Raw genomic sequence first — 24,688 nt, forward strand, 5'->3', positions numbered from 1 at the left:
CACAGTAAAAATCTCATACCGACAGAACAAAAATGAGAACCGCATTTATGACATGGGACGAAAAACCGACACGCACCGAACAACTGGCGGCGCTACCGACACCGTCGCTTATCCTCGACGAAAGCATCATGCTGTCCAACATCGCCCGACTGCGAAATCGCCCGGAACTGACTGGTATCACCCTGCGTCCTCACCTGAAAACGGCAAAATCGCCAGAGGTTGCCCGCCGTCTACTGACTAACGGCACCGGACCGGCAACCGTCTCGACGTTACGTGAGGCCGAGGTTTTTTTTGAATCCGGCATCAACGACATTCTGTACGCCGTCGGGATTGCACCGCAGAAACTGGGCCGCGCCGCACACCTGATAAAAGCAGGTTGTAACCTGACCGTCCTGTTGGATTCCATCGAACAGGCACAAGCCGTAGCAGCGGCCTCTCAAGCCTATGGCGTCAGCATCCCGGCCTTACTGGAAATCGACAGCGATGGTCACCGCAGTGGTTTACCACCAACATCACCGCTACTCATTGAGATAGGCCGTGTACTGCATGAAGGCGGCGGGTTGCTGCGCGGCGTGCTGACCCACGCAGGAGAAAGCTACAACGTAGCCGGTGCCAGCGCCCACGCCGTCTTTGCCGAGCAGGAGCGTAACGCTGCCGTGACAGCGGCTGACCACCTGCGTCAGGCCGGGTTGCCTTGCCCTATCGTCAGCATCGGCTCCACGCCTACCGCACATGCCGCCCGCAATCTGGCTGGCGTGACCGAAGTCCGCGCCGGTGTCTACGTCTTTTTCGATCTGGTCATGGCCGGGATCGGCGTATGCCGCACTGACGATATCGCCCTGTCGGTGCTGACCACCGTTATCGGCCATCAGGCGGCGCGTGGCTGGATTATGGTCGATGCAGGCTGGATGGCGCTCTCACGCGATCGCGGTACCGCCAGTCAGGCGGTCGATCAGGGCTACGGCCTCGTCTGTGATAGCAATGGGCAGATCATTCCCGACCTTATCGTCACGGCGGCGAATCAGGAGCACGGCATCATTGCATTACGCCCCGGCAGCACCGCTGTGTTGCCACATCTGCCGGTCGGCACACGACTGCGTATTCTGCCGAATCACGCCTGTGCGACGGCAGGTCAGTTCGATACCTATCATGTCATTCCCGCTCAGGCCGATGCGCCGCTGGCGCAATGGTCACGTTTTGGTGGATGGTGAGGACATCAGCATGCTTATGATTAACGAAAAAACCAGTGCCGCATTAGCCAGCCACGCAATGGCTTATGAGGCGGTGCACGCCGCACTGATCGATGCCGTACATCCTGCTACCGCCCTTTTTCCCGTCGTTCATGGTCACGGTTCCGACGCCAATAACCGATTTACCGTGAAGTCAGGCGCAACGCCGGATCTGGCCGGGCTCAAAGTGGGTTCTTACTGGCCAGGCAATGCTGACGACGGTCTGCCGTGCCATAACTCAATCATTTTCCTTTTCGACCAGTCGCGGGGGATTATTCATGCGGCGGTTGAAGCCGGCACCCTAAACGCTTATCGCACCGCGGCAGCCGATGCGGTTGCCACCGACGTGCTGGCGCGCGACGACGCTTCAGTACTGGCGATTTTCGGTACCGGCCATCAAGCCCGTTACGATGTTGAGGCAGTAGCGCGCCTTCGCCCGATTACAGAGATTCTTGTCGTCGGTCGTTCCGAAGCCGCCACTCAACGCCTGGTGAATACGCTGCGTGCCAGCGCACTACCAGCGCGAGCCTGCCAGCCGGAGGCGGCCTGCCGGGCGGCGGATATTATCATCACCGCCACCACCGCCAGAGCACCGCTTTTTGATGCCGCCTGGGTTCGCCCCGGCACCCACATCTCTTCAATGGGGTCGGACGCAGTCGGTAAACAGGAACTGCCGGTCGAACTGCTGGCAACCGGCCGATTGTTCTGCGATTTTCCGGTTCAATCCCGCCGCATCGGCGAGTTCCAACATGCCAGTGAGGATAAAGCCGTGTTCGCGATTGGTGACGTGCTGGCAGGTAAAATCAGCGGCCGGGAAGCGGCATCCGATATCACCGTTTTCGACAGTTCCGGCCTGGCGATTCAGGATTTGTATATAGCGAAAGCAGTGATTAACGCCCACCATCATCAAGATGGCGGGTTCGCGTGACCAACAGATCCCAACATGCCCGAGTCGCCGCCATCATCGCCTTACTGCCGGGATGAATAGCAAAAGATGAATAGCAAAAAAGGTGACAGACTTAGGACACCACGACGTTAAAACCTGTGTCAGGTTACCTTTTTGCAGGTAATCCTGACACAGTAATGTGGGTAACAAGGCGATCCCCAGCCCGTGAAGCGCAGCCTGTAACAGTGTGGTCGGCTGGGTAGAAGTGAAATGTCGTTTTTGCCAGGTCGGATAGTCCGCTGAACATCACACATAATGAAAAACCAGATAGCCATTTCAGAATACGATCTAATAAAGATAACGGGCCTTAATAGAAAGCATTTTCAACCCGGAAAAACCATCAAACAAATAATTCCTTAACGTAACCACATCGCCATAAACCAATGGAATGAATAACAACCTGACACGCCCCATTTTTAAAATATCAAAATATAATCATGATAATTATTTTATTTGATATTTAAGTTGAATATTTAATTCCAAAAATAATTAAAACTAAAAGTTATTATTTTGTATAAAGAAGAAATTAACTTCTGATTTTTAGCCCAGAAAAGACATAAACACTCCATTAACCATACCAATACTAAGTGAACGGAACTTTATCCCAAATTAAAAAACATTATTTAACATTATTGACACAATTATTTATTGTAAATAATATTTGTTACGCAGAATAAACATGCTCTGCGTAATTCAAAAAAATCAATGTGCAACTATAAGGAAAGTTATATGGATAAGGCTCAAGAATTAGAGTTGGCTGTTGCTGAACTGAATGCAGAAAATGCTGAAGCAGAAAATGAAATTCTGCTGGATGTCACTTGCACTGTTTCTAACAAAGAGTGGCAAGAGTAAGAAAAAGTGGCCGCAATGCGGCCACCTTTCCTTAATTTCTTATCTAAACATGACATCAAAATCACACATCACTTTCAACAATCGAAAGGTATTTATTTATGAACAACATAGTCGATGGAATTGACAGCATCCGTTCAATATCTGTAGATGAGTTGAAAGACAACGCTGGTTTTCTTTTGATTGATGTAAGAGAAAGCCATGAATATCTTGATGGTACTATTCCCCATGCACTTACTATAGGTCGCGGATTTTTAGAAATAGAGCTAAAGAAAAGAAAAATAGAATTAGATAAACCAATAGTCCTCTTTTGTGCCAGTGGTTTACGTTCCCGGTATGCGGCATTAAATTTAATGCTGCTTGATTACTCTAACATTTATTCCCTTCAAGGCGGCTTTGAAGCCTGGAAAGCTCAGGGAAATCCCATCGAGTATCCACTGAGTCTGAGCGAAAATGATAAAAAGCGTTACGCAAGACATCTGTCTCTGCAAGATATCGGTACCGATGGCCAGTTAAAAATCATGCAAGCGAAGGTACTGGTTATTGGAGCTGGTGGTCTCGGCTCATCATGTCTGTTATATCTCGCAGCGGCCGGTGTTGGTGAAATTGCAGTTGTCGATCATGACATTGTCGATCTAAGCAATTTGCAACGGCAGGTCATCCATAACGAAAAAATGCTCAAAAAGAAAAAGGTTGATTCTGCATTGCATACACTGCGGGCGCTAAATTCAGAAATCACAGTACATACTATCGACGATCGAATCACACCAGAAAATATTGATAGATTAGTAGACGGTTACGATATCATCGTCGACTGCACAGATAACTTTAAAGCCCGGTATATTATTAATGACTCAGCCGTCAAAGCTGGGAAGCCAGTAGTCTCTGCGGCTGTGTTTCGCTATTCAGGGCAAGTCATGACACGTTCTAATAACCAGGCGCCCTGTTATCGTTGCGTCTATCCTGAAGCCCCCCCTGCAGAACTAGCCCCATCCTGCACAGAAAATGGTGTTATTGGTGTTATCCCTGGAATGCTTGGCATATATCAGGCAAATGAAGTACTAAAAATTATTCTTGGGATTGGTGATTGTTTGAATGGAAAATTATTAAAAATAGACATGCTCAACAATCAACATCAGTTATTGACTACGAAAAAACGCCCTGGATGCCAATGCCAGAATCATTAATGGAGCTGCATAACAATGATTGAGATATCACTGCCCGAATCATTAAAAATCACGAGCAAGATAGAAACAGAAGCCAAAAGCATTAATGAAGTTTTGCTTGAAATCAGGAATATACATCCAGAAGCATTCAAATTAATAGCCATTGAGAAAGGTGAAATCTGCAAGTTAAAACCTTTCATTACCCTTTTCATTAACAGCACAATGTCAGTTGATAGTAATCCAGTCCTAACCGATGGCGATCATTTGACATTCGAAATAGCTATTTCGGGAGGTTAACCTTGGACGCCAAAAAGCTACAGAAAGCCTATGTATCAATGCTATACAGTGACCGCTACCGAATAAAGGATGCAGATAAAGAATATCAATATCTTGCTCAAACCATGGATAGCGAAAGGCTGCTCGTTGAACGGGCAGCAAGGCAACGGAACTTGCGAACGGTACTATATTCAGACATGCATTTTTCCCCACGTTTTTTTAGCAAAGAACAGTTTCTTTCTCTGGTAAGAGCCTATTGTGAGTCTGACAGTTTCTGGAACTGGAATAGCCGAACCCTTATCGAAAGCTTTTGTTCATTTGTGGTCGAAAAATCCGACTTGACTGAAGAAGAGAAGATGATATTCCTGATTGATGGAATTTACTCTGGTATATCAACAAACTCTAAAAACTCACCATGGCAATCGGAAATAAATCATATTTCAGGAAAATCCACAACTGAAGAAATCATTCTCGATAAATATTTTTCATTATCATCATTGAACAAAGCAGATCATCTTTCAGATATCACGTTCGCGAATAAAACGGCGTGTTTACGCTTGCACAATGAAAATGGGAAGGTAGCCATTTCACTTAAGGAGACAGCATGAGCTCGCTGGTAGGATTAGGTATTGATTATACCCATAGCTATGGTCATAAATTAAGTGAGCTATTGCTATTATCTCAAAAGGGTATTAGCCATCTATCTGTTGTCGCAATTCCAGATATAACTGTCGCCAAAGCATTCCGTCAGAGCTTTATCGATTATCCCATCATTCACCATTTTTCAGGTATGGAGCCTGCTGGCATTGATGGATTACGGCCTGATGTATTAGAACATCAGAATGACATCAGTAACGCGCTGAATGCTGCGTGGTGTCTGGAGGATATTGGTATCTGGAACATTGGTCCTTATAACCTCCCCTACTTCGCAGCGCCGGTACTTTGTGAGCCAGTCCTCACCATGGCAATCGATGGGGTCAATCGCATCCAGCAAGTCTCCAGCATTCCATTCAGTGCTGAAATTCCCTCTTTCAGTATTGCGGCGGGTGATATGACGCTAGGTGAGTTCTTTCATCGATTGGTTGATGCTACCCGGTGTGGTGTCGTTCTTGATATCAGTCATGTATTTTCTTATGCCATCTATTGTGGTCTGAAACCGGAAGATGTTCTGAATAGCCTTCCACTTCCTGCTGTCAATGAAATTCATATTGCCGGTGGCAGCGTCCACCCCACGCATCACTGGCGGTATCGTGACACGCACTCAGAAAAAATTGTTGATGGTGTTTTCCCACTGCTAGAACAGGCACTGGAAAAGTGTAGCAACCTTAAGGCCGTCACCTATGAATTAGGCGTAGGCATCTCATCTGAAGTTATCGTGTCCGATTTAGCAAATATAGAAAACTCCTGTCAAAGAATGAATTTCACCCCTTCATTTTGACTTTAAAAATATAACAACACTGGTTGATGAGGCAATGTATGGACATTAACAATACGAATATCCTTCTATTTGATAGTGCAATAAGAAATGAAATCGCACGATTGGCTGAAGTATCGAATAAAGAGATATTAAATCCTCACACCGTCAAAATCGCCAGTTTATTAACCAGTCATCTTTTTTCTTATTCCGGGGAGGATTTTTCCCGTATTATTTCTGCCAGCTACCTTGATGCTTTCACCCAAGGTTACGATAACGTAAGAAATCGTGCCGCTAAGCAATTTGGACACTGCCATATTGAAGCTCACGCGTATTCTTCCGCTGAAACTGAATTTTCTCATTCACTGCATGCAACCTTGTCTAATTTTTCCGACAGTGCTGAAAAGCCTTACATCCTGGCATCAGTAGGCCATGATTTTGAGCGTCAGCGCTTTCCTGGTTCTTCACCAGAGGTGATTGGTGTCGCCCTGTTGTTAACAAACAATACGATCCCCGGGAAAACGCCCGTCGGTACTGGCAATATAGAATTTATCGTCAGAGAGTTTGACTACCCGACGCGAAATCACACGGGCGAGACAGACTCGGTAAAAGGAACGTCTGCTGCTGTTGTTTACCTCGCGGGCCTGGCAGCCAATCTGCGCGACAGCCTTATAAAATCGGGCAGCCCACACGATCGCCTCGCGTTGCACGCCGGTATGATATCCCTCAGTGAGAGCTATCAGGGGTTGTACTTATTTGCAAATGAGCCACTTTCGCAACTAATGCCGCAGTGCTGGCATGTGAATGTGGAGAGATCGACGCAAATAGAACTCAGACTCACGTTGCCCCAGGCAAACGCCGGAGCAAAAATCGGTCTGGTCGCCAGTTTTCAGGGAAGCATCGCGCGCACCACCCAACTGACGGTAATCATCGATGGGCAGAAGATTGTCGGAGAAAACGGAACACTGCTCATTTCACCCGATACACTAAGTCGTACCAACGAACAGACACTATGTCTTCAGGCCGTCGGACTGTTTGACCGGATCACCGTTGCTTCTCAAGCGAGCATCACCGCAGACATCACATCCTCAGTTCCCCTCATTAGACCTGATGATGATGTGATTGTCGGCATTTCCGCCAGCCATGATGCATCAGCATGCCTGATGATCAACGGTAAAATTCGTTACGGTATTCAGCTAGAGCGCCTGACACGGATTAAACATGATGGCAGAAGCATTCTCGATAGTACCCTTGCTGTCGATTACTGCCTTTCAGCGGCTGGTTTGACTTATCACGATGTGAATTGTTTTGCCTATAATATCCAGTCTGCAACACCTGAATATATCGGTCTTAATCAGCCAGTCCATGCAGCTGATTTCACGCTGTTTGATCCATTCTCTGCCAACGCGGTATTTGCCAGTCATCATCTATGCCATGCCTTTGCAGCCTGGTCTGGTTCAGGATTCGACCAAGGTAATGCCTTGGTCGTTGATGGTTCAGGTGGCACCGTCGTGGGCTGCGACGATCTTCTGTGCAGCGGCGAAGAGTTTGCCGCATATCTCAATGCTGGTCTAAACGGCATTAAGCCACAGTTACATGTCATATCGCACTATGCTTTTGATCAGCAGGGTTATCGGTTGGTCAATAGGGAATACAGTCCATCGTTTAATATAAGAAATGGCAGTTTTTCCCTTGGAGAAGCCTATGCATCGGTCAGCCAGTTCGTCTTTAACTCCTGGCAAGCCTCCGGTAAATTGATGGGATTAGCACCGTATGGCATCCCTGAGTATGCCGATGAAATCGCTATTGAAACACCTTCGGGCATCTCATATGGCTATTCGTGGAAGCAAAAATTCACTGAAAAGAAATCTAATCCTATGGATTATGCCAACCTGGCCGCATCGGTACAGGCTGTGTTGGAAAAAGGCATATTTTCTCGCCTTGAACGCTACCAGATTACAAATAGCACACCGTTGGTCATGACGGGTGGAATAGCCTTAAATTCCGTTGTCAATTTCAAAGTCCGTCATCACCTTAAATTAAAAAACTTCTATCTATTCCCGGCACAGCATGATGCCGGTATTTCAATCGGAGCTGCCAGTGCCGCTTATTATAAAAGGCATGGAAGAATCCTGAACGATGCTTTTAGCCACGACTATCTGGGTAAAGTGTACCATTACCGGGACATTGCCTTTGCCACAAACCGCTTTGCCGACAGAATAACCATTACGCCGATTGACACTGCCGAACTAGCGGAGCGATTAAACGCCGGACAAATCATTGGGTATTTCTCCTGTAGTAAAGGTTCTGAATTTGGTCCACGCGCCCTCGGCGCTCGTTCATTACTGGCAAGCCCATGTTCTATCGATACCTGGAAATTCATTAACAAATGGGTGAAATTCCGTGAAGACTTTCGCCCTTTTGCTCCGATGGTCGCCGCTGAACACCTTAGCCATTATTTTGAAGGGGATGGTGAACATAAATATATGCTCGAAGTGCTGCCAGTGAAGCAAGCATACCGGGACAAACTCGCGGCTGTCACCCATGTTGACGGTACGGCACGGGTACAAACAGTCTCAGAGTATGACAATAGCGAAATCCATACATTGTTGAATGCTTTTGGCAAACTCTCTGGTTTTCCCGTTTTACTCAATACTTCATTCAATGTGCGTGGGCAGCCCATCGTTGAAGAACCACAGCAAGCAATAGAGATGTTGCTTTCAACACATATCGATGCCGTCGTATTTGGCGACCATATCGTTGAACTTCGCCAGTGGGGATTAGATGAAACAAGCCTGCAAGGATTGTTACGTCTTAGCCCAGGCTGCAAGCTACACAGTGCACTGGAGAAAAACGAAATAAAGTACTGGCTTACTCATGACTATCAAGGGAAGTCACAGTTAATTAGCGCCCAACTTTATCATTCACTAACAGAGTTAGTCAGAACCCATAGTTTGGTTGATGCACAGAAAATCTATGCCGACCTTCCTTTAACGGTCAGAAAACAGATAAATAAATATATTCAATTGAAGTGTCTGAACCTTGCCCATGATTTTTTAACTGGGAGGAATGATTGTTGAAGACAGCAGCCCATCCCGGTTTAAGACGTTATACCGAAAAAGAAGTATTAGCGCTTGCGCTACCATTGCGTAAACGTTTAGGTATTTCAAGACTAACGTCAGTTGGCGAGTTCATTAATCTTCCCGGAGTATCTATCGTTAATGCAGTGAGAACTGAGATAAAAAAAGGTCAGATCTCGTCCACACAAGGTAAAGGTCGTAGCTTAACCGCGGCAACCTGCAGCGCATTGATGGAAGCGTATGAAAGGTACTGTGCTTGCTGGTGTGAGCACGCTATTTTTCACCATCAGGCAACCGCGGATGATAAAAAAACACTACAGCAATTAGGTTTTACGCCAGGGTGCGCCATTGAGCAATGGATAAAAGGGTACGAGTATCGTACGGGCCGTGAACGGCTTATCCCTGCTATTGAGGTTCAATTTCCATATCATGGCCCTGACAAGCCTCACTCTAATATACAGGCTCATACATCCGGACTGGCCTGCGGAGGAAGTCAGGAAGAGGCCATCTGTTTTGCGATCATGGAATCAATTGAGCGTAATACGACATCCTTGTTTTATAAAAACTGCCTGTCCCAGATATGTGCTGACTTTGTTGATCTCTCGACCATTTCCAGACAATCAACCATGACACTGTGGGAAAACCTTAGCAATAAAGGGTACGAAAGCTTCGCGCTGCGTATACACGGCCCTCTGCCAACTTACTATGTGGCGCTGTATGACCCCGTCAGTATGGGGCCAAAATTTATGATTGCGGGTTCTGCCTCAGGTTTTACAGAGTCTGACGCGCTGGATGCCGCGATGATGGAAGCGGTTCAGGGGTTAGTCGTAGCATTGCAGGCATCACGTGAAGACTTAAATCGGCAGGAGAAGAAGTACCGTTCTCAGTCTCTGTTTGATACATCTAAATTTAGCAAATTGAAGACGTTATTCCACAAGCACTATGATGGTGCCACGATGCCACCATCAGAACACCCTCCCGCCAACCTGGCAGTAGCGACGCAATTTCTTACTGACGCTCTCAAAAAGCAAGGGTTAGACGATGTTTACATTGTGGATTTATCGCTAAACGACCTGCCTTTTCATACAGTTAAAGCCATTATTCCTGGCCTCTATGACTGGCATGTGAATCCAGGCCGAGTGGGGTAATTTATGCTTTTTTCACCAAAACGGAAACCGATCGTATTTGGGGGCCCGTCAGTTTCAGCAATTAAAAAACATGATGATGCTATTGAGTATCGCCCACCGATCCAGGGTGGGGAATTAGCGGTATTGGCAGGCAGTGGTCGCCCGGTATTAATCGCTGATGGTTTATTCGGCACTAAAATGTCTGTAACAGTGGTTGAGTGCCTGGAGTTTATTCAGGCAGGTGGATTATTGCTGGGTTGCTCCAGTATGGGGGCACTGCGTGCGGCTGATTGCTATAACTCAGGGATGGTAGGCGTAGGGAAAATTTTTCATGGCTATATTATGGGGTATTACCACTCTGATGCTGATGTGGCAGTACGCTATCATTCCGGGAGTTATGAAGAAATAACACTTTCATGGGTGCATATAGACCATATTACTCGCTATCTCGTGATGCAAAAAAAGTTCTCATCACTGACTGCCCGGCTCATTCTGGCAAAAATCCGTGCTATTAGTTGGTATGAGCGTTATATCGATCAGGTCATAGAAGTCATTCGCTCTTTTTCGCCACAGCTCATGGAAAGTGAATTAAGGTCATTATTTCATGATAATGCTTTGCATCCTAAGAAACATGATGCGCAACTCGCTATTAGCTACCTAACTCAATTTTATCTGGCAAGACGTGAGCAATAAAAATGAAGAATAGTCATTGGTTAAAAGGCATCGGTTATCTGGATAGTACCTTCCGTGCGATGCAATCGACATCAAATCAGTTAAGCCATCTCTTGGTGGGTGCGTTAGGGGGGATGTTTAATTCTGCAGTATCACTACGCGTTTCTATCGCATTCTATTCATCCATTCTTCTTGAAATTCCCTCAGGCTTACTCGCCGATAAGCTAGGGCATTTTAGAAGTGTTGCGCTGGGTAGCTATTTTACTGCCTCTGCACTACTCACGCTATTTTTCTCTCTGACAAGCACTCACGACGCCAGCTTACAGATATCTCTGTTGATCCTCAGCTCGTTTCTCAGTGCTATCGGCATGAGTCTGATTTCAGGAGCCTATCAGGCCATGCTGCAAGATATGATAGATAGCCAAATAATTAAACACGGCGAGGAAAGTGGTCTACGCACCAAAGCGCTTCTGCTTTCTCAACGCTACGGTAAGGAAATTGTATCTATTGTCCCAATTATCTTCCTTCTCATTTTACTTATCATGTATCGTACTATCGGATATGCAGAAGCGATGCTATTCATCCCGACAATTATGTTTATAATTTTAGGTATCTGGTTATGGCGTTACCCACAGAAAAATAAAACAAAAGAATCGAATAGCCAGTCTCAACAGACAAAATCAAGTAATAAGAACACACTTAAGACATTTATTTCCCATCTCAAGACCATGAGTCGCGAACAATTAATCATGTTAATAAAGATATCATTGATAATTGTTTTGCTTAATTTCTCAATGGTGCATGTTCATACTTATCTGATGGTAGCAGAGTTCAGGGAGTATAACATCATGGACATCAGCATTATCTATCTAATTCCATTATTCTTATTTATTGCCTCTTTTGATGCCGCTCATTATGTTAAAGGAATCATTGTCCCTCGTGCCGCAGCGAAGTTCAATGATAAAACCCTGGTTATATTATCTTTTGGTAGCCTGGCTTTATTATCTGCTGGTTGCTACCTACTTTATATACATGTGGATGGAATATTTTCACTCATCTTATACGTTTTATTTTTCCGCGCCTGCGTAACAATGGGACAAGACGTGGCAATCAGTAACTTACTGGCTCGTCTTCCTGAAGAAATTCGCGCATTTACGCTTAGTCTGGTAATGAGCTCAGTCATTGTGTTATACGGGGCTTACTCTGTCTATTTAACATTTATCGGTATTGGTGCGGAACCCGCACAAAATGTTTTGATAGAAATTCTCGCGATTGCTTTAATTGGCGGGGTTTTTGCACTATCGCTAAAAATAGTACCACTAGATGAGCCTGATGCTTCTGAGTTGCAGCCATCTAACTAACATTTTATCGGAAAAAAACATGAGTACAGAAAAAGTCAAGCTATTCTCTACAGCCAGAACTGATGTATACCGTCTTACTGAGGGCTTTTCCGAACAGCTTCAACGATTCTTAATTGAAAATAGGGAAAATTTCGCACCGTTTGAGCCATTGCGTACAGAAGATTACTTCTCACTTGAGAATATCAGGCAACGTATTATTGACTCTCAACCTGATTTCAAAGCCCAAAAATGCCTGCTGCTTGTGTTCACGGTTAAAGGCGAAGACGAAATCATTGGGAGTATTAATTTCACTAACTTTGTTTATGGTGTATTTCAGGCGGGTTATTTAGGCTTCTCAATCGATAAATCCTACCAGGGTAAAGGGTTGATGCGTGAAGCGCTACAAAGTGCCATCGCCTATGTCCATGAAAATTATGGTTTGCATCGTATTATGGCAAATCACCTGCCCGATAATATACGCAGCCAGAATATATTGGCAAGACTGGGGTTCGAGAGAGAAGGATTCGCAAAATCCTACTTAAAAATAAATGGCAAGTGGCAAGATCATGTTTTGAACTCATACATAACCGCTGAAAAATAGAAGGATAAACAACATGGATAAGCGTGAATTAAGCCACTATCTCAGAAAATCCTTTTCTGAGATAGTGGCAAAGGTATCCGACATCTATGGACTTAGCTCAACAGAGCGACTATCAGATTTTATGGCCGGTATGTTGGGCGAATCCCACCATAAGCCATTGCACCCATTACAAAAACCGCGCCTACTGTTTTTTCCCGGACTGAGTAATGGGCCATGGATTGACGAGAGTGCAAGTGAAAAAACCACGTCAATAGCCAGGCTATTAGCCGAAAATTTTCAGGCAATTAAAGAGGAGTTCACAGCTGCGACTGATCAGCTTAAGGTATATTCCTCCAGTAATTTGTTCAAGAATCTCTCAGAGAAAGACTGGTCATCCATTTCGCTCTGGAGTCGTGGAGAGTTCAGTGAAAAAATAATTCACTTTCCTCATTTGAAAAAATTAATCGATAAGATTGAAGATAGTCTCTTTCCATGGCGTGGAGAGGTCACTTTTATGAGACTAAAAAGCGGCGCCTGGCTTCCTGAACATTATGACTGGACTAATGCGCAAATAACTTGCCACTTTGGCATTAATATTCCCGAGGACTGTGGGCTTATTGTTGCAGGAGAGGAGCGTCGTTGGGAAGAGGGAAAATCCATTTTCTTCGATCATAGTTTTCTCCATCACGTCTACAACCATGCAGATGAAGACCGGGATATTCTATTGATTAATTTTTTACATCCTGAACTTACTGACGCAGAAGTACATGGTATTAGATTATTAGGTCCGGTTCTGGCAAAAATCAGCGATTCCGCTCAATAATACACCGGGCGGCAAACGAGACAACCACCGCCTCTCAGGGTAAATGGTTTGAGCAGTGAGCGGCGATTATCGTCAAAGAATGGATTGCCCTACTCCTTTTCCAAACCTCGTACCACGGGTTTATCAGCAAAGAAGTATCCCCGCCTTCTGACGGGGAAAGATGGATGGCAATTATTGCGCCGCACGGCCGTAGTAAGCCGTGAAACTGGCTTTGGCGAGCGTATTGGCGTTAATCATAAAGCCACCGAGTGCCGGATTCGCGTCTTTAGGCACCTCCAGCGTTTTGGCTTTCAGAGCGTAGACGGTAAAAATATACCGATGCGGTTTGTCACCCGCTGGCGGGCAGACCCCACCCCATGCCGCCACCCCGTAGTCAATACGCACCTGGCTAGCGCCGGTTGGCAAGTGCTTACCGCCAATCTCGCCTGCATTAGTGGCAAGGCTGTTTACATTCGCGGGAATATTGATAACCATCCAGTGCCACCAGCCAGACCCTGTCGGTGCATCCGGGTCATAGACAGTGACGGCAAAACTCTGGGTACCTGCCGGTGCGCCATGCCAGTTCAGCGCAGGGGACTGGTTCTGCCCGCTGCAGCCAAAACCGTTAAATTCAAAGCTGGCGGGCAGCGTACTGTTCGGCGCAATTGCCGGGCTGGACAACGTCAGCGTATCCGCATGGGCTGCGGCAGCAGTCATGATGGCACCAGCAAATAACGAAACGCAGGAACGGGGCATCCGCAAACCGGTTTTCATATTGATACTCCTGTTATTCATGGTAGGCTTGGGCCGTCACTCACCGCTTTTTCCAAGTGGCGACGTCTCGACGATGAGTGTCAGCACACAGACTAAAACTGTGATACCAATAGTAGCGAACCGCCCTTGCTCCCGTTGTTCCGGTTCGTGCAATCTCTGCTCCATTTTCACCACGGATAACGATACGGGATGACACTAACCCACCATCATGCTGCCCTGTCCCTGACGAATCCCGTCGAGTCTATCCCCCACCACGTTGCTGCCAGCCCGCTGCTTTTGCATCAGATTGTTGCCCGCAGCCAATACGCATTACGTACCGTGGTCATTCGTGCTGACCTGATTGGGCTAGTCGTTTCTGGCACCAAGCAGTTGCTGGCACCGGAAGGCCGCAGTGATTTTGCACCTGGAGAAATATTTATATTGCCGCGTGGCACCCAATGGGATGTTGTCAACGACCCGGCACCACAAGGGCGCTATGTGGCACAGATCCTCAACCTGCAACCCGAGACGATAGCGCGCTTTTACCAGTCTTTCGGTCAATTTGCCGCGCTGGAACCACTACGCCGAGTCGCCAGGGTGGCGGATAACGTTGCTATCAAGACCGCGTTTTTACGCACGGTCGATGCACTACGTGATACAGGCAGTTCAGCCACGCTAAGTGAACACAGAATGTTGGAGGTGTTGTTGCTACTGGCGGAACACGCCGGTGTGGTCCTGGCCCCGCCAGGGACAATGAACTGGAGTGAGCGCGTGCGTCGGCTGGTGGCACAACGCCCGTATGACGACTGGTCAGCGGGTCGGGTAGCCCAAGCGCTCTCCACCACCATCAGCACCTTAAACCGCCGACTGGCGCAGGAGGACAACACCATTACCCGCTGCGTGCGGGAAACCCGGTTGGAAACAGCCATGGTGTTATTGCAGTCATCCGAACGCTCGGTTGCCGCCATCGCCCTTGATGTCGGTTACGAATCTCACAGCAAATTCACCGCAGCTTTCCGCCGCCGCTTCGGCATCGTGCCCTCGGCATTACGCAGATGATGAGTTCTGATATCTTATACGTTACTATCTCCACAGCAATATTAGGTGCACCACGCACTGGCGTTGATCGATGTATTGACGATCAGCACCTTCAACGCCCGTACAGTATTAACGAATAGTCGGTGTTATAAGTAAAAATCCACCTCTCGAAGAGGTGGATTTTTACATGACCTGATACGTACTACGGCCTCGACGACATTTTCGTCCAGCGTTTTTTTAGTAAAAAGGCTGCGGATTTCGGTTTTCTGTCTCGTGTAAAAACCCCTTTTTTATTTCCGCCTACACGAATGATGCCTTGCGAAGTAGCGAAGTCAGCAAAATTCCATACATGCTCACCCACTACAAATGGCAGCCGATCAAATACGCCGTGATACATTTCAAGAAATGCACATTGATATTCCTCAGACCACATTTCGTTATATACCGAATGCAGCCCTGACAGCGTATCGGTACCATATTCAGTGATAATAATGGGTTTTTTATGATGCTCATGCCAGGCAATAAGTTCGCTTTCCAGCGTTTTCTCTGCAGCCACCAGATCAGCCGGATTCTCATACCAGCCGTAATAGCGATTCAGGCACAGTACATCAAACAGATCGCTGATTTGATCTTCCTGCAATGAGGATTTGGTGATGTTAACACAGCAAATCGGACGAGTAGGATCCCGTTCCTTTGTTGCCTGAACAAGGGGCAAGAAATAATCCCGACTGGCCGGTTCACGCGCATCTGGCTCATTGGCGATACTCCACATAACCACCGATGGATGATTTTTATCCCGGGATATTAATTCGTGTATAGCATCGAGATGTGCCTGCTGAGTTACCTCATTGATGGCTTCAGAACAAAAGAGTTTTTCTGGCCGCGTAAAATTACGGATCATCGGCAATGAAACGTTAAATCCTACTGCTGGGGTTTCATTTATCACCACAATGCCATGTTCATCAGCCCAATCCAGCATTTCTTCGGCATAAGGATAATGAGCGGTTCGGTAAGAATTAGCACCCACCCACGTCATGAGTGCATGGTCATGTACCAGCAGAACATTATCAAACCCTTTACCACGGAAATCGGCATCTTCATGCCGACCAAATCCGGTGAAATAAAAGGGCTGGTTATTGATTAAAAAACGGTCTCCATCCACACGAACCGAGCGAATACCAACGGGAAGTTCGTAACAGTCATCCCCTGCTATCACTTTCAACCGATATAGAAAAGCCTTCCCTGGTTGCCAGAGTATGGGGTGAGCCACCTCAAGTCGCCCTTGAGTCCCTTCGCTTTGCGCAACGATGGTTCCTTCTCTGTCCATCAACTGACAGATCACCGCACCGGGCGCATCAATGTGGTACTGCACATAGCCTTTACTGACATCATCCAGGAAATGTGTATTAACCGTGATGTCACGGATAAACTGTTGTGGCGTGGTATACAGCCATACATGCCGATGAATACCGGAATAATTAAAGAAATCATGAAAGTAGTGCTGCTTACGCACGTTATGTTCTTCCACGACAACCCCTGGTGGGATCGTATGCCATGACAGTTCATTATTCACACATACCGTAATACGTACAGTCCGTTTCGAACCGATCAGGGCGCTAATATCCGTTTCGAAAGGTGTATATCCCCCCTGATGACACATAATTTGCTCATCATCCAGCCATACTGTGCCGCGATGCGTCACAGCATCGAAACGCAGTACTATACGTTGCTGATTCCACCCCTTCGGTATATATATTTCCGTCTGGTACCACACATCACCAACATGGTTACGCACACTCTCATCGGAAAATTGATCGTTATAACTTGCGGGAACAGCAATCTTACGCCCACCCTCAAGAGGCGCTTTCCACCATGTTTGCGTGTATCCTTGTCTGTCACTATCAACTTTAAACGCCCACAGACCATCGAGCAGTTTATATTCTCGGGATTCTGACTCTATTGGTTTTAACATTGCGATTCCTTCTGGTGGCTTTTCATATCGAGAAGACAAACACAGTATTTACTTCCACATAAAATCGTACTGTATTCCTGCTTTTACATCCCAGTAATTCAACTCATTGCCGAGTTTGCTACCATTTCTTTTTTCTTTTGCCACATCGGATGCCACATACATTTTCACACCTGAGAGTGGCCCTTCTTTTATGTTATAGAACACCCCGGTAAGAATACCTCGGCCGTTAATTTCAATGGTTCTATTGGCATCCTCATACCCATGGGTAATAAGTGGTGCAATCATTACGCTAAAATTAGGCTGGAAAAAATATTGCACCCCGGCCTGGAAAGAAAACATATCTTCTTTGTTTCTATCAATGCTAAGAGAATTGGGATATCCAATATCTGTATCCACATTGGAGCCAATATTATTCATGGCATGGGTGACCATACCAGCAGCGCCAAAGAAACTTAATTTTGGCATACTGTAAGTTACCTGCCCCGAATATACCTGAGTATTATCATGAGTACTGCGAGAGCGTGAAACCCCATCCAGCATTGCGTGGAATGCAAGTAGTTCGACTTTTATCGTATCTTTATTTTCGAGAGAGAATTTTTTCTCAACAATTGCTTCATATTGAGATGAAACATCACTTTGCCATGAACCTCCGAGGGAATAACGACTACTATCGTCATGCCAACTGCCCGCTAAAAAAGAACGGGCACGTTTTGTATCATAGCGACCTGTCGCAGAGTTATAGATCCCTTCATTGCGAACCCCCACAGCCGCATCAGGCCAGAGGAATACACGGGTTCTGTACATAGCCCATATATCAATATTTTTATCGACATCATAACGACCAATGACACCTTCAGAAAGTGTTGGCATGGTTCTCGTTGAGCCAGACGCAATAAGCGGAACTCGATATGGTAAACTACCATAACCATTATCAGTACCAAAACGGCCTATTTTTACATAGATATTATCTGTCGGCTTTAGCTTGATCGCACCGGAAGCAAGACCAAAGCTGTCATAGTCTGCAAGATATCCACGGGTACTCCAACGCGCTTTCGCACCTAGTTTATAAACATAATACCCCCCGGCTTCGGCTCCGATAAAATCAGAATAATAATGGGTATTGGCATCAAGCATGGTCCCCTGAACCCACCCATAAATATCTCTTGATGCAGCACCAGCACTGGGTCGATCTGCACGCCGGAAATCATTTTTTAGACGAATTCTTAATGAATCCTCATTATCATTAATTTCCGCGGCCTGTACTGCTAATGTGCCAGACACCAAAATAAAAAACAAAATGGATAATTTTCTATTTTTCATCATAATTATTCTCTATAGAGTACATGAGGTTTTTATTTAAAATAACGATAAATACCAGACACATGGTTAATCAGAATTAAAAATAGCAACTAGCAAATCATCTAATTTAATTGATATCGACATCATACTTCACGTGAAAGATGAATTAGTGTTATTATCCTGTACATAATAAGCTTCTCGTTAAAGAACTAAGGCATAGCGTTTTGGAAACACCAATATGCCTTTCCCTCAACTCGAATCATTTAGGGTATAATTACTAATCAGAGCAACCTGTTATTGTATTTATTTTTTCTCACCCATTTCTAAAGCATAAGAGGCGTTATCAGCTCTTCTGAAGAACGGGTACCAAACCAGAATTTGCACACCGACTAAAAAAACCTGTAACACAGCAATCTTCCAACTTCCTTCCATAATACCGCTCAATATAATCGGCATGCCTGTTATTGGTGTTATCCCTGCGACTCTTGGTACCAGGCCTATATAAGTAACCAGATAAGCAATACCCAAACTGATAGCATTCATAAAGATAAATGGAATGGCAAAGCGAAAGTTAAAAACCATAGGCGTACCAAACACCAGAGGTTCGCTTATACCGAACAATGCTGGAATTGTTGTCAATTTTCCTAATGTTTTAAACTGCTGACTTTTTGAAAAAAACAGCATAAGCAGTGTCAAACCAATAGCACTGGCAGACATTGTATAAGTACTGACGAATGAGCGACCAGTAATATTAGGCAATGCCTCACCGGCAGAATATGCTGAAAGTTGCACAGCATCCATTGCGGTAAAAATAGGCAAAACGACAGAATATATTACCATTGTGCCATGAATACCCATAAACCACAGTAACTGTGCCAGAGTCCACAGTATTATGATGGAAACAATATTCCCGCCGACACCTTGCAACGGAAGCTGCAGAAATGCATAGATAAATTGATGCAGGCTTTTAAATGGCGTAATGGTAAAAACAACAGAGACTGCCGTAAAAAATATAATAGATGCAAATCCAGGAATCAGGCTACTAAAACTACTTGAAACAACGGGAGGAACGCTTTCCGGCATTTTTATAGTGAATCCCTGGCGTTTCAAAAAAATATAGATCCATGTTGATAGCAGGCTAACGACAATAGCAGTGAATATACCTGTACCTCCCAGCCACTGCATGGGAATCAACGGCAATCCTTTTTCAGAAAAATCGACTGGTGTAACGATAAAAAAGTTCAGTAGCGCCAGTAGTCCACAAAACAAACCATCTTCATCATGCTGTTTCGCATAACTCCCAGCAATAGCCACACCAAATATAACAGCCAGGAAATTAGTAGTGAACATGATAATTGTTTTTAATGCCCCAGCAATGCCTGCCTGTATGATAAACTCCTTGTAGGCTGGGATTGGTAGGTTTAAGAACAATGCAGCAAATGCACCTAATATAGTAATAGGCATTGCCCCCATCATTCCGCCTGTAATGCCATTCACCAGTTTACTGGTCTGAATTTTATTTACTACAGGATGGATTTTATTGGTTATCTTTTTTCTATCAAAATTAGACATAGGGCTCCCCTGGCTACGAATGTTGAACCGTGAAAATTAATACCTTTTCAGTTGAAATTTAATTCAACAGACTTAGTGCATCCATTAGTACCTTTTCACCATTCATGGTTCCATAGTCAACCATATCAATAACAGAAACCTTTATTCCACGCGGCTCATATTTTTCTCTTAAATCATCTTCAAGATAAGAAATTTGTGGACCCAACAATAGTATTTCCGTTTGACCATTATAATTTTTAAATTTCTCCTCTGGCATTGCAATAATGCTAGCATCAATGTTCTTGCTTTTAGCACTTTGTTGCATTTTCGCCATCAACATGGAGGTTGACATACCCGCTGCACAAACCAAAGTAATATGAATCATAGACTCTCCTTGCTATTCCTTATTTTTAATAATTTTGTACATTTCTATCATTTCAAGAGCAATATCTCTGGTTGTCATCGCATTCATTAAATGATCCTGTCCATGAACCATGATAAGTGAAACAGAGGCTTTTTTTTCTCCACGCGCCTCTGCCTGAATCAATTCCGTTTGAAAAAAATGCGCTTGTTGCAAAGATTCATTCGCTTCGGCAATGCGTATTTCTGCCGTATCGAAATCCCCCATCCGGGCTGCTTTCATTGCCTGCATGGCTTTACTCTTAGCACTACCACCGTTCACCACTAACTCTGTAATAATATCTTCCAGGCTAATTTCCATCATTAATACTCCTCCTGCTCACTATGGCTATTTAAGGCAATCTTAGCGACCGGCAGTCATGTTCTCCAGCGGAAGATTTACCATGTTTAATCTGGTCAACATTGCAATCTACTTATGATGTCGGCAAACCTTTCAGTAGCATCATCATCACATCAAATGATTGATTAGCAATCAATTTATTGATAGCCTCAGCATCAAATAATAACTTTGTTGTCAATTGATAAAAACGGCCTATATCGGCATCTTCTTCGGAAGAGATAGAGATGAGAAAAACGATCTGTACCTCATTATGTCCCCACCAAATGGGCTTTTTTAAGATTCCTACAGTGACAAAACTCACCTCAGTCATGACCTGAAAGGGATGAGGAATGGCAACTAAATTACCAAAGTCAGTTTGTCCCAGCATTTCACGCTTCATTACCGCATCAAGAAACCCTTCCGGTAACTGATGGTGTTTACTTGTATATCGAAATAATATATCAAGGGCCTCTTCTTTAGTCGAAGCATCGATATCCGTAAAAAAAAGCTCGGGAAGGTAATATCTATTAAGAAAAGTATTACTACTACTTTCAAATATCTCACTACATGTAGCTATATCCTTATTTTCAAGAAAAAGATTCACCTCAAAAACAGGAACCGGCACATCAACATTAATAGGGATAGTTGTAAATATATAGTCAATGCTATTTTTTGAAAAATCGAATAACGATAACTCCCAGGCGGTACATTCATAAATTCTATCGATATATTTCCCGAAGGCCTGCTTATACTTATACATAAATAATTGAGTCGTGCCTTTGCCTGATGAGCACACTACAATGATATTTTTCTTATCAATATTCTTATCTTTTTTCTCCAAAGCCAGCTCAAAAAGAATTGCAAAATAAGCGACTTCATCATCTGGGATCTTGGTAGCATAGTGTTCAGAGAGCGCAATACATGCCGTTGCAGCCATAGTATAAGCAAATGCATACTCCTTCTTGATTTCATGCAATAATGGATTACTCAGTGGAATGCCATACTGCATTCTTATATCCAATGGCACCATATGCTGATTCAACGACATTCTTAGCTCAAGATTATCCATGAAATCGATCTTGAAACTCTTATATAAAATCTCTAACATTCTCCATGTCAATTCATCAATTTTCCTTGAAATGATGATATTCCCTCCTGATTTCTTATAAGAATCAGAAGATAGTTTTGCTCCCATATGCAGTGAAATATATAAAACCTCACTTTCAGGCAGCACAATCTGAAATGCCTCTTGAATAGCATGTGAGATCTCGTTTGCTGCAACAAGCACATCTGGTTTCATCATTTCCATTATTCGATCACCATCAATAGCGACCAGTTGCATTTGCTGAAGTCGATATACAGCAATAAAAATATGCGAAATAAAACTCTCTAATGAAACCTCTGATATACGCAATTCATACTTATATAAAACAGACAAAACAACATTACCAATAATCTTTAGTTTCTCATCTTTCTTACCGTCAGCGTTCATATAATCACTGCGTTTTATAAGATTATTAACGATACAAACTCTTTTATTAAATTCACTCCCATTGATAATAACCCCATAATTAGGGCGTCTCTCTAAAATAAGATGATGTATGTGAAGTATATATTCTACTTTTTTCATATCCGCACTAATCGTATTACGAGAGACATAACACTGGTCACATAAATCATCTAATTTTATATAGTCATTACGATTTAAAAGGAAATTCAGGATAAAGAAAACTCTTTCATTTGAGGTTGTTGGATGCGGCCCTTTAATATCCTTACCGAGTGAAATGGCAAACTCATTAAAATCATCATGATTATCAACAACAAGTTTATACCCCATATTAGATCTTGATGTAATCATTCCACCATGTGAAATTAAAAAATCATTAAGATCTTTTAATCTACTACGAACTGTTTTTTCACTAACAGTAATCCTGGCTGCCAAATCACGAGCAGTATGATACTCACCATCAAGCAACTCATTAAAAAGGACTGATAATTTACTATACATCTCATCCCCTTTATAATAATCATCATGTTTCACCCCAATTTGACTCTATCACCCTTAATCAGGAAACTCCACCCAAGCCGTCACCATGAAGTTCTGGTAATCATTTGGACATAAGGGTTGTTTTTTTGATCCTCGTCACACAAAAACACTCTCTCATCAATGATAAGAGACTAATAAGAACAAAAAATAAAATGCACTATCACCAAAAATCACGTTAATACATAGCCACGCATTACCGTTCACGGTTATTAAACACAATTCAATTGACTCAAAGAGTCACTCCGCATATTAAAAGACTGGATATATACAAACTCACTAATACACGGAAGCGTACCCGACAATATTACCTGCCGAGAGGTCGCCATTCAGAGAATGGAGACGACATTTTCGTAGCGGCTGAAAATATAGAGACAGTGCCACTGGGTGATTGAAGCCGGGTGACGTAGATAGGCTCATATCTGTTATATAGGGGAGTGCCTGACTGTCCGTCATCCCGATCCTACCCAATTGCGCTCGACGATGACTACCGGCACACTGGTGATGAATTAGTCAAATCAGGAGAGACAAGATGCCAGACCATCCTTCGATTGCGCTTATTGGCCCCGGTGCTATCGGCACCACTATCGCGGCGCTACTGCATGACATTAACCGCACGCCAGTCCTTTGCGGGCGCACTGCGCATCCTCAGTTAGTTCTGCGCCACGATGACGGTGAAGTGGTGGTGCCTGGCCCGGTATTGAATAACCCTGCGACGCTCAACCATCCGTTCGATTTGGTGTTTCTTGCGGTGAAAACGACCCAGGTGGCTGATTGCACCGACTGGCTGGCGACACTGTGCGATGAAAATACTGTCGTGTGTGCACTGCAAAATGGTGTCGAGCAGAAAAACCAACTGACCCCGTTGGTCAACGGCGCACAGGTGCTGCCTTCAGTCGTCTGGTTCCCGGCACAGCGTGAGCCAGATGCCTCTGTCTGGCTGCGCGCCAAACCACGACTGACACTGCCGGATGTGCCGCAGGCAAAACGGGTCGTTGATGCGCTCAGCGGCACCCGCTGCGCGGTTGAATTGTCATCGGATTTCACTTCGGTGGCCTGGCGTAAACTGCTGCAAAATGCCGTCGGTGGCCTGATGGTGCTGGCAAATCGCCGCGCCGGGATGTTCTCTCGCGGGGATATTGCCGAGCTGGCGCTGGCCTATCTGCGTGAATGTCTGGCAGTCGCACGTGCGCAAGGCGCGAAGCTTGATGATAGCGTTCCACAGGAGATCGTTGATGTTTTCCATCATGCACCAGCAGATTTAAGCACCTCAATCCTCGCCGACCGACAGGCTAATCGCCCACTGGAGTGGGATATCCGCAATGGCGTGATCCAGCGCTACGGTCATTTACACGGTATTCCCACCCCCATCAGCGATGTGCTGGTTCCCCTGTTGGCAGCAGCAAGCGAGGGACCGGGTTGATGGTAGGTAAGTAGAGCACCTATACGGACAGACCCAATCGTTCTGTTTTAGGCCTGGGTCCAAATCATTAGAATAATTGTCTAATTCTGGATTGCACTAACCGACAGGAAGCGGGTCAACACAACCAGCCCACAACAAGGGCTGGAATCTTCCTGACAAAAAAATCCTGAAAATCACCTTGTTTTATAAAAACAAAGCTCCCATTCCGGCAACACATTTCCCTTAAAAATAGCCTGAAATGACCGATTATCATGACCATTGCCCCGAGCAATATGTGCCAGAACGATTACAATTATTGTAGGAATTCATGAGCCGCGTTCAGGAATGACGTGCAGGACGATGAGGCGGCCATTTGACCCTGTGTGCTTAGTCAGCCACGAGCTTCTCG

23 protein-coding genes are annotated in these 24,688 nt (G+C 44.9%); 15 read left to right on the top strand and 8 right to left on the bottom strand.

What is annotated here, in order from left to right; translation table 11 throughout:
* Positions 1 to 47: 47 nt before the first annotated feature.
* Both FGI04_RS13860 and FGI04_RS13865 read left to right on the top strand, forming a co-directional pair.
* Positions 48 to 1,211 carry a DSD1 family PLP-dependent enzyme gene (locus FGI04_RS13860; protein ID WP_407273067.1) on the top strand — a complete coding sequence of 388 codons (1,164 nt, stop codon included), beginning with the start codon at positions 48 to 50 and terminating at the stop codon, positions 1,209 to 1,211.
* 10 nt (positions 1,212 to 1,221) lie between these two features.
* Positions 1,222 to 2,157, top strand: a complete 936-nt coding sequence (locus FGI04_RS13865; RefSeq protein ID WP_407273066.1) for an ornithine cyclodeaminase family protein — start codon at positions 1,222 to 1,224, stop codon at positions 2,155 to 2,157.
* Between the two features lie 33 nt (positions 2,158 to 2,190).
* Here the strand turns inward: FGI04_RS13865 and FGI04_RS13870 are convergent, their stop codons facing one another.
* Positions 2,191 to 2,361, bottom strand: a complete 171-nt coding sequence (locus tag FGI04_RS13870) for a type 2 periplasmic-binding domain-containing protein (protein ID WP_407274960.1) — start codon at positions 2,359 to 2,361, stop codon at positions 2,191 to 2,193.
* Positions 2,362 to 2,904: 543 nt separating this feature from the next.
* On the opposite strand from FGI04_RS13870, the gene FGI04_RS13875 reads away from it, so the two are divergent.
* The 11 genes from FGI04_RS13875 to FGI04_RS13925 all read left to right on the top strand — a co-directional run bounded on the left by FGI04_RS13875 (position 2,905) and on the right by FGI04_RS13925 (position 13,502).
* Complete coding sequence (locus FGI04_RS13875) at positions 2,905 to 3,027, top strand: hypothetical protein (RefSeq protein ID WP_012883698.1); 123 nt, start codon at positions 2,905 to 2,907, stop codon at positions 3,025 to 3,027.
* A gap of 98 nt (positions 3,028 to 3,125) precedes the next feature.
* Positions 3,126 to 4,211: a molybdopterin-synthase adenylyltransferase MoeB gene (gene moeB, locus FGI04_RS13880; RefSeq protein ID WP_407320997.1), complete on the top strand. Its 1,086-nt coding sequence runs from the start codon at positions 3,126 to 3,128 to the stop codon at positions 4,209 to 4,211.
* Positions 4,212 to 4,226: 15 nt separating this feature from the next.
* Entirely contained in the window at positions 4,227 to 4,487 is a 261-nt protein-coding gene (locus tag FGI04_RS13885; protein WP_407336882.1) for a ubiquitin family protein, read from the top strand.
* A gap of 2 nt (positions 4,488 to 4,489) precedes the next feature.
* On the top strand, positions 4,490 to 5,074 hold the full coding sequence (locus tag FGI04_RS13890) for a hypothetical protein (RefSeq protein ID WP_342699394.1): 585 nt from the start codon (positions 4,490 to 4,492) through the stop codon (positions 5,072 to 5,074).
* Positions 5,071 to 5,904, top strand: coding sequence for a multinuclear nonheme iron-dependent oxidase (locus tag FGI04_RS13895; RefSeq protein ID WP_342699393.1), 834 nt, complete (start codon positions 5,071 to 5,073; stop codon positions 5,902 to 5,904). Before FGI04_RS13890 ends, FGI04_RS13895 begins: the two co-directional genes overlap by 4 nt.
* Positions 5,905 to 5,942: 38 nt before the next feature.
* The gene (locus tag FGI04_RS13900) at positions 5,943 to 8,960 is read left to right on the top strand and encodes a carbamoyltransferase C-terminal domain-containing protein (protein ID WP_407336883.1); all 3,018 of its coding nucleotides are present in this window, start codon (positions 5,943 to 5,945) and stop codon (positions 8,958 to 8,960) included.
* Positions 8,957 to 10,108 carry a YcaO-like family protein gene (locus tag FGI04_RS13905; RefSeq protein WP_342699391.1) on the top strand — a complete coding sequence of 384 codons (1,152 nt, stop codon included), beginning with the start codon at positions 8,957 to 8,959 and terminating at the stop codon, positions 10,106 to 10,108. The genes FGI04_RS13900 and FGI04_RS13905 overlap by 4 nt, the downstream gene beginning before the upstream one ends.
* A 3-nt stretch (positions 10,109 to 10,111) precedes the next feature.
* Positions 10,112 to 10,780: a TfuA-like protein gene (locus FGI04_RS13910; protein ID WP_407336884.1), complete on the top strand. Its 669-nt coding sequence runs from the start codon at positions 10,112 to 10,114 to the stop codon at positions 10,778 to 10,780.
* 2 nt (positions 10,781 to 10,782) lie between these two features.
* Complete coding sequence (locus FGI04_RS13915) at positions 10,783 to 12,120, top strand: MFS transporter (protein ID WP_407336885.1); 1,338 nt, start codon at positions 10,783 to 10,785, stop codon at positions 12,118 to 12,120.
* A gap of 19 nt (positions 12,121 to 12,139) precedes the next feature.
* Entirely contained in the window at positions 12,140 to 12,700 is a 561-nt protein-coding gene (locus FGI04_RS13920) for a GNAT family N-acetyltransferase (RefSeq protein WP_407273060.1), read from the top strand.
* 13 nt (positions 12,701 to 12,713) lie between these two features.
* The gene (locus tag FGI04_RS13925; protein WP_407273059.1) at positions 12,714 to 13,502 is read left to right on the top strand and encodes an aspartyl/asparaginyl beta-hydroxylase domain-containing protein; all 789 of its coding nucleotides are present in this window, start codon (positions 12,714 to 12,716) and stop codon (positions 13,500 to 13,502) included.
* A 171-nt stretch (positions 13,503 to 13,673) separates the two neighbouring features.
* Here FGI04_RS13925 and FGI04_RS13930 read toward each other — a convergent pair whose 3' ends face one another.
* Positions 13,674 to 14,255, bottom strand: a complete 582-nt coding sequence (locus tag FGI04_RS13930) for a YbhB/YbcL family Raf kinase inhibitor-like protein (protein ID WP_407273058.1) — start codon at positions 14,253 to 14,255, stop codon at positions 13,674 to 13,676.
* 189 nt (positions 14,256 to 14,444) lie between these two features.
* On the opposite strand from FGI04_RS13930, the gene FGI04_RS13935 reads away from it, so the two are divergent.
* Positions 14,445 to 15,293, top strand: coding sequence for a helix-turn-helix transcriptional regulator (locus FGI04_RS13935; RefSeq protein ID WP_342699385.1), 849 nt, complete (start codon positions 14,445 to 14,447; stop codon positions 15,291 to 15,293).
* Positions 15,294 to 15,474: 181 nt separating this feature from the next.
* Here FGI04_RS13935 and uidA read toward each other — a convergent pair whose 3' ends face one another.
* From uidA to FGI04_RS13965, 6 genes are all read right to left on the bottom strand, one after another.
* Positions 15,475 to 17,244, bottom strand: a complete 1,770-nt coding sequence (uidA, locus tag FGI04_RS13940; RefSeq protein WP_407320990.1) for a beta-glucuronidase — start codon at positions 17,242 to 17,244, stop codon at positions 15,475 to 15,477.
* 48 nt (positions 17,245 to 17,292) lie between these two features.
* Positions 17,293 to 18,567, bottom strand: coding sequence for a glucuronide uptake porin UidC (uidC, locus tag FGI04_RS13945; RefSeq protein WP_016941722.1), 1,275 nt, complete (start codon positions 18,565 to 18,567; stop codon positions 17,293 to 17,295).
* Between the two features lie 279 nt (positions 18,568 to 18,846).
* A complete protein-coding gene (locus FGI04_RS13950) occupies positions 18,847 to 20,115 on the bottom strand; it encodes a PTS sugar transporter subunit IIC (RefSeq protein ID WP_342699383.1) in 1,269 nt (422 codons plus the stop codon).
* Positions 20,116 to 20,173: 58 nt separating this feature from the next.
* Entirely contained in the window at positions 20,174 to 20,479 is a 306-nt protein-coding gene (locus FGI04_RS13955) for a PTS sugar transporter subunit IIB (RefSeq protein WP_342699382.1), read from the bottom strand.
* Positions 20,480 to 20,491: 12 nt separating this feature from the next.
* Positions 20,492 to 20,818, bottom strand: coding sequence for a PTS lactose/cellobiose transporter subunit IIA (locus FGI04_RS13960; protein ID WP_407320989.1), 327 nt, complete (start codon positions 20,816 to 20,818; stop codon positions 20,492 to 20,494).
* 109 nt (positions 20,819 to 20,927) lie between these two features.
* Complete coding sequence (locus FGI04_RS13965) at positions 20,928 to 22,841, bottom strand: BglG family transcription antiterminator (RefSeq protein ID WP_407336886.1); 1,914 nt, start codon at positions 22,839 to 22,841, stop codon at positions 20,928 to 20,930.
* A gap of 568 nt (positions 22,842 to 23,409) precedes the next feature.
* Between FGI04_RS13965 and FGI04_RS13970 the strand changes: the two genes are divergently transcribed.
* On the top strand, positions 23,410 to 24,300 hold the full coding sequence (locus FGI04_RS13970) for an oxidoreductase (protein ID WP_407336887.1): 891 nt from the start codon (positions 23,410 to 23,412) through the stop codon (positions 24,298 to 24,300).
* The last annotated feature ends 388 nt before the right edge of the window (positions 24,301 to 24,688 follow it).

Source organism: Dickeya ananatis (genome assembly GCF_019464615.1).
GTDB classification, from domain to species: domain Bacteria; phylum Pseudomonadota; class Gammaproteobacteria; order Enterobacterales; family Enterobacteriaceae; genus Dickeya; species Dickeya oryzae.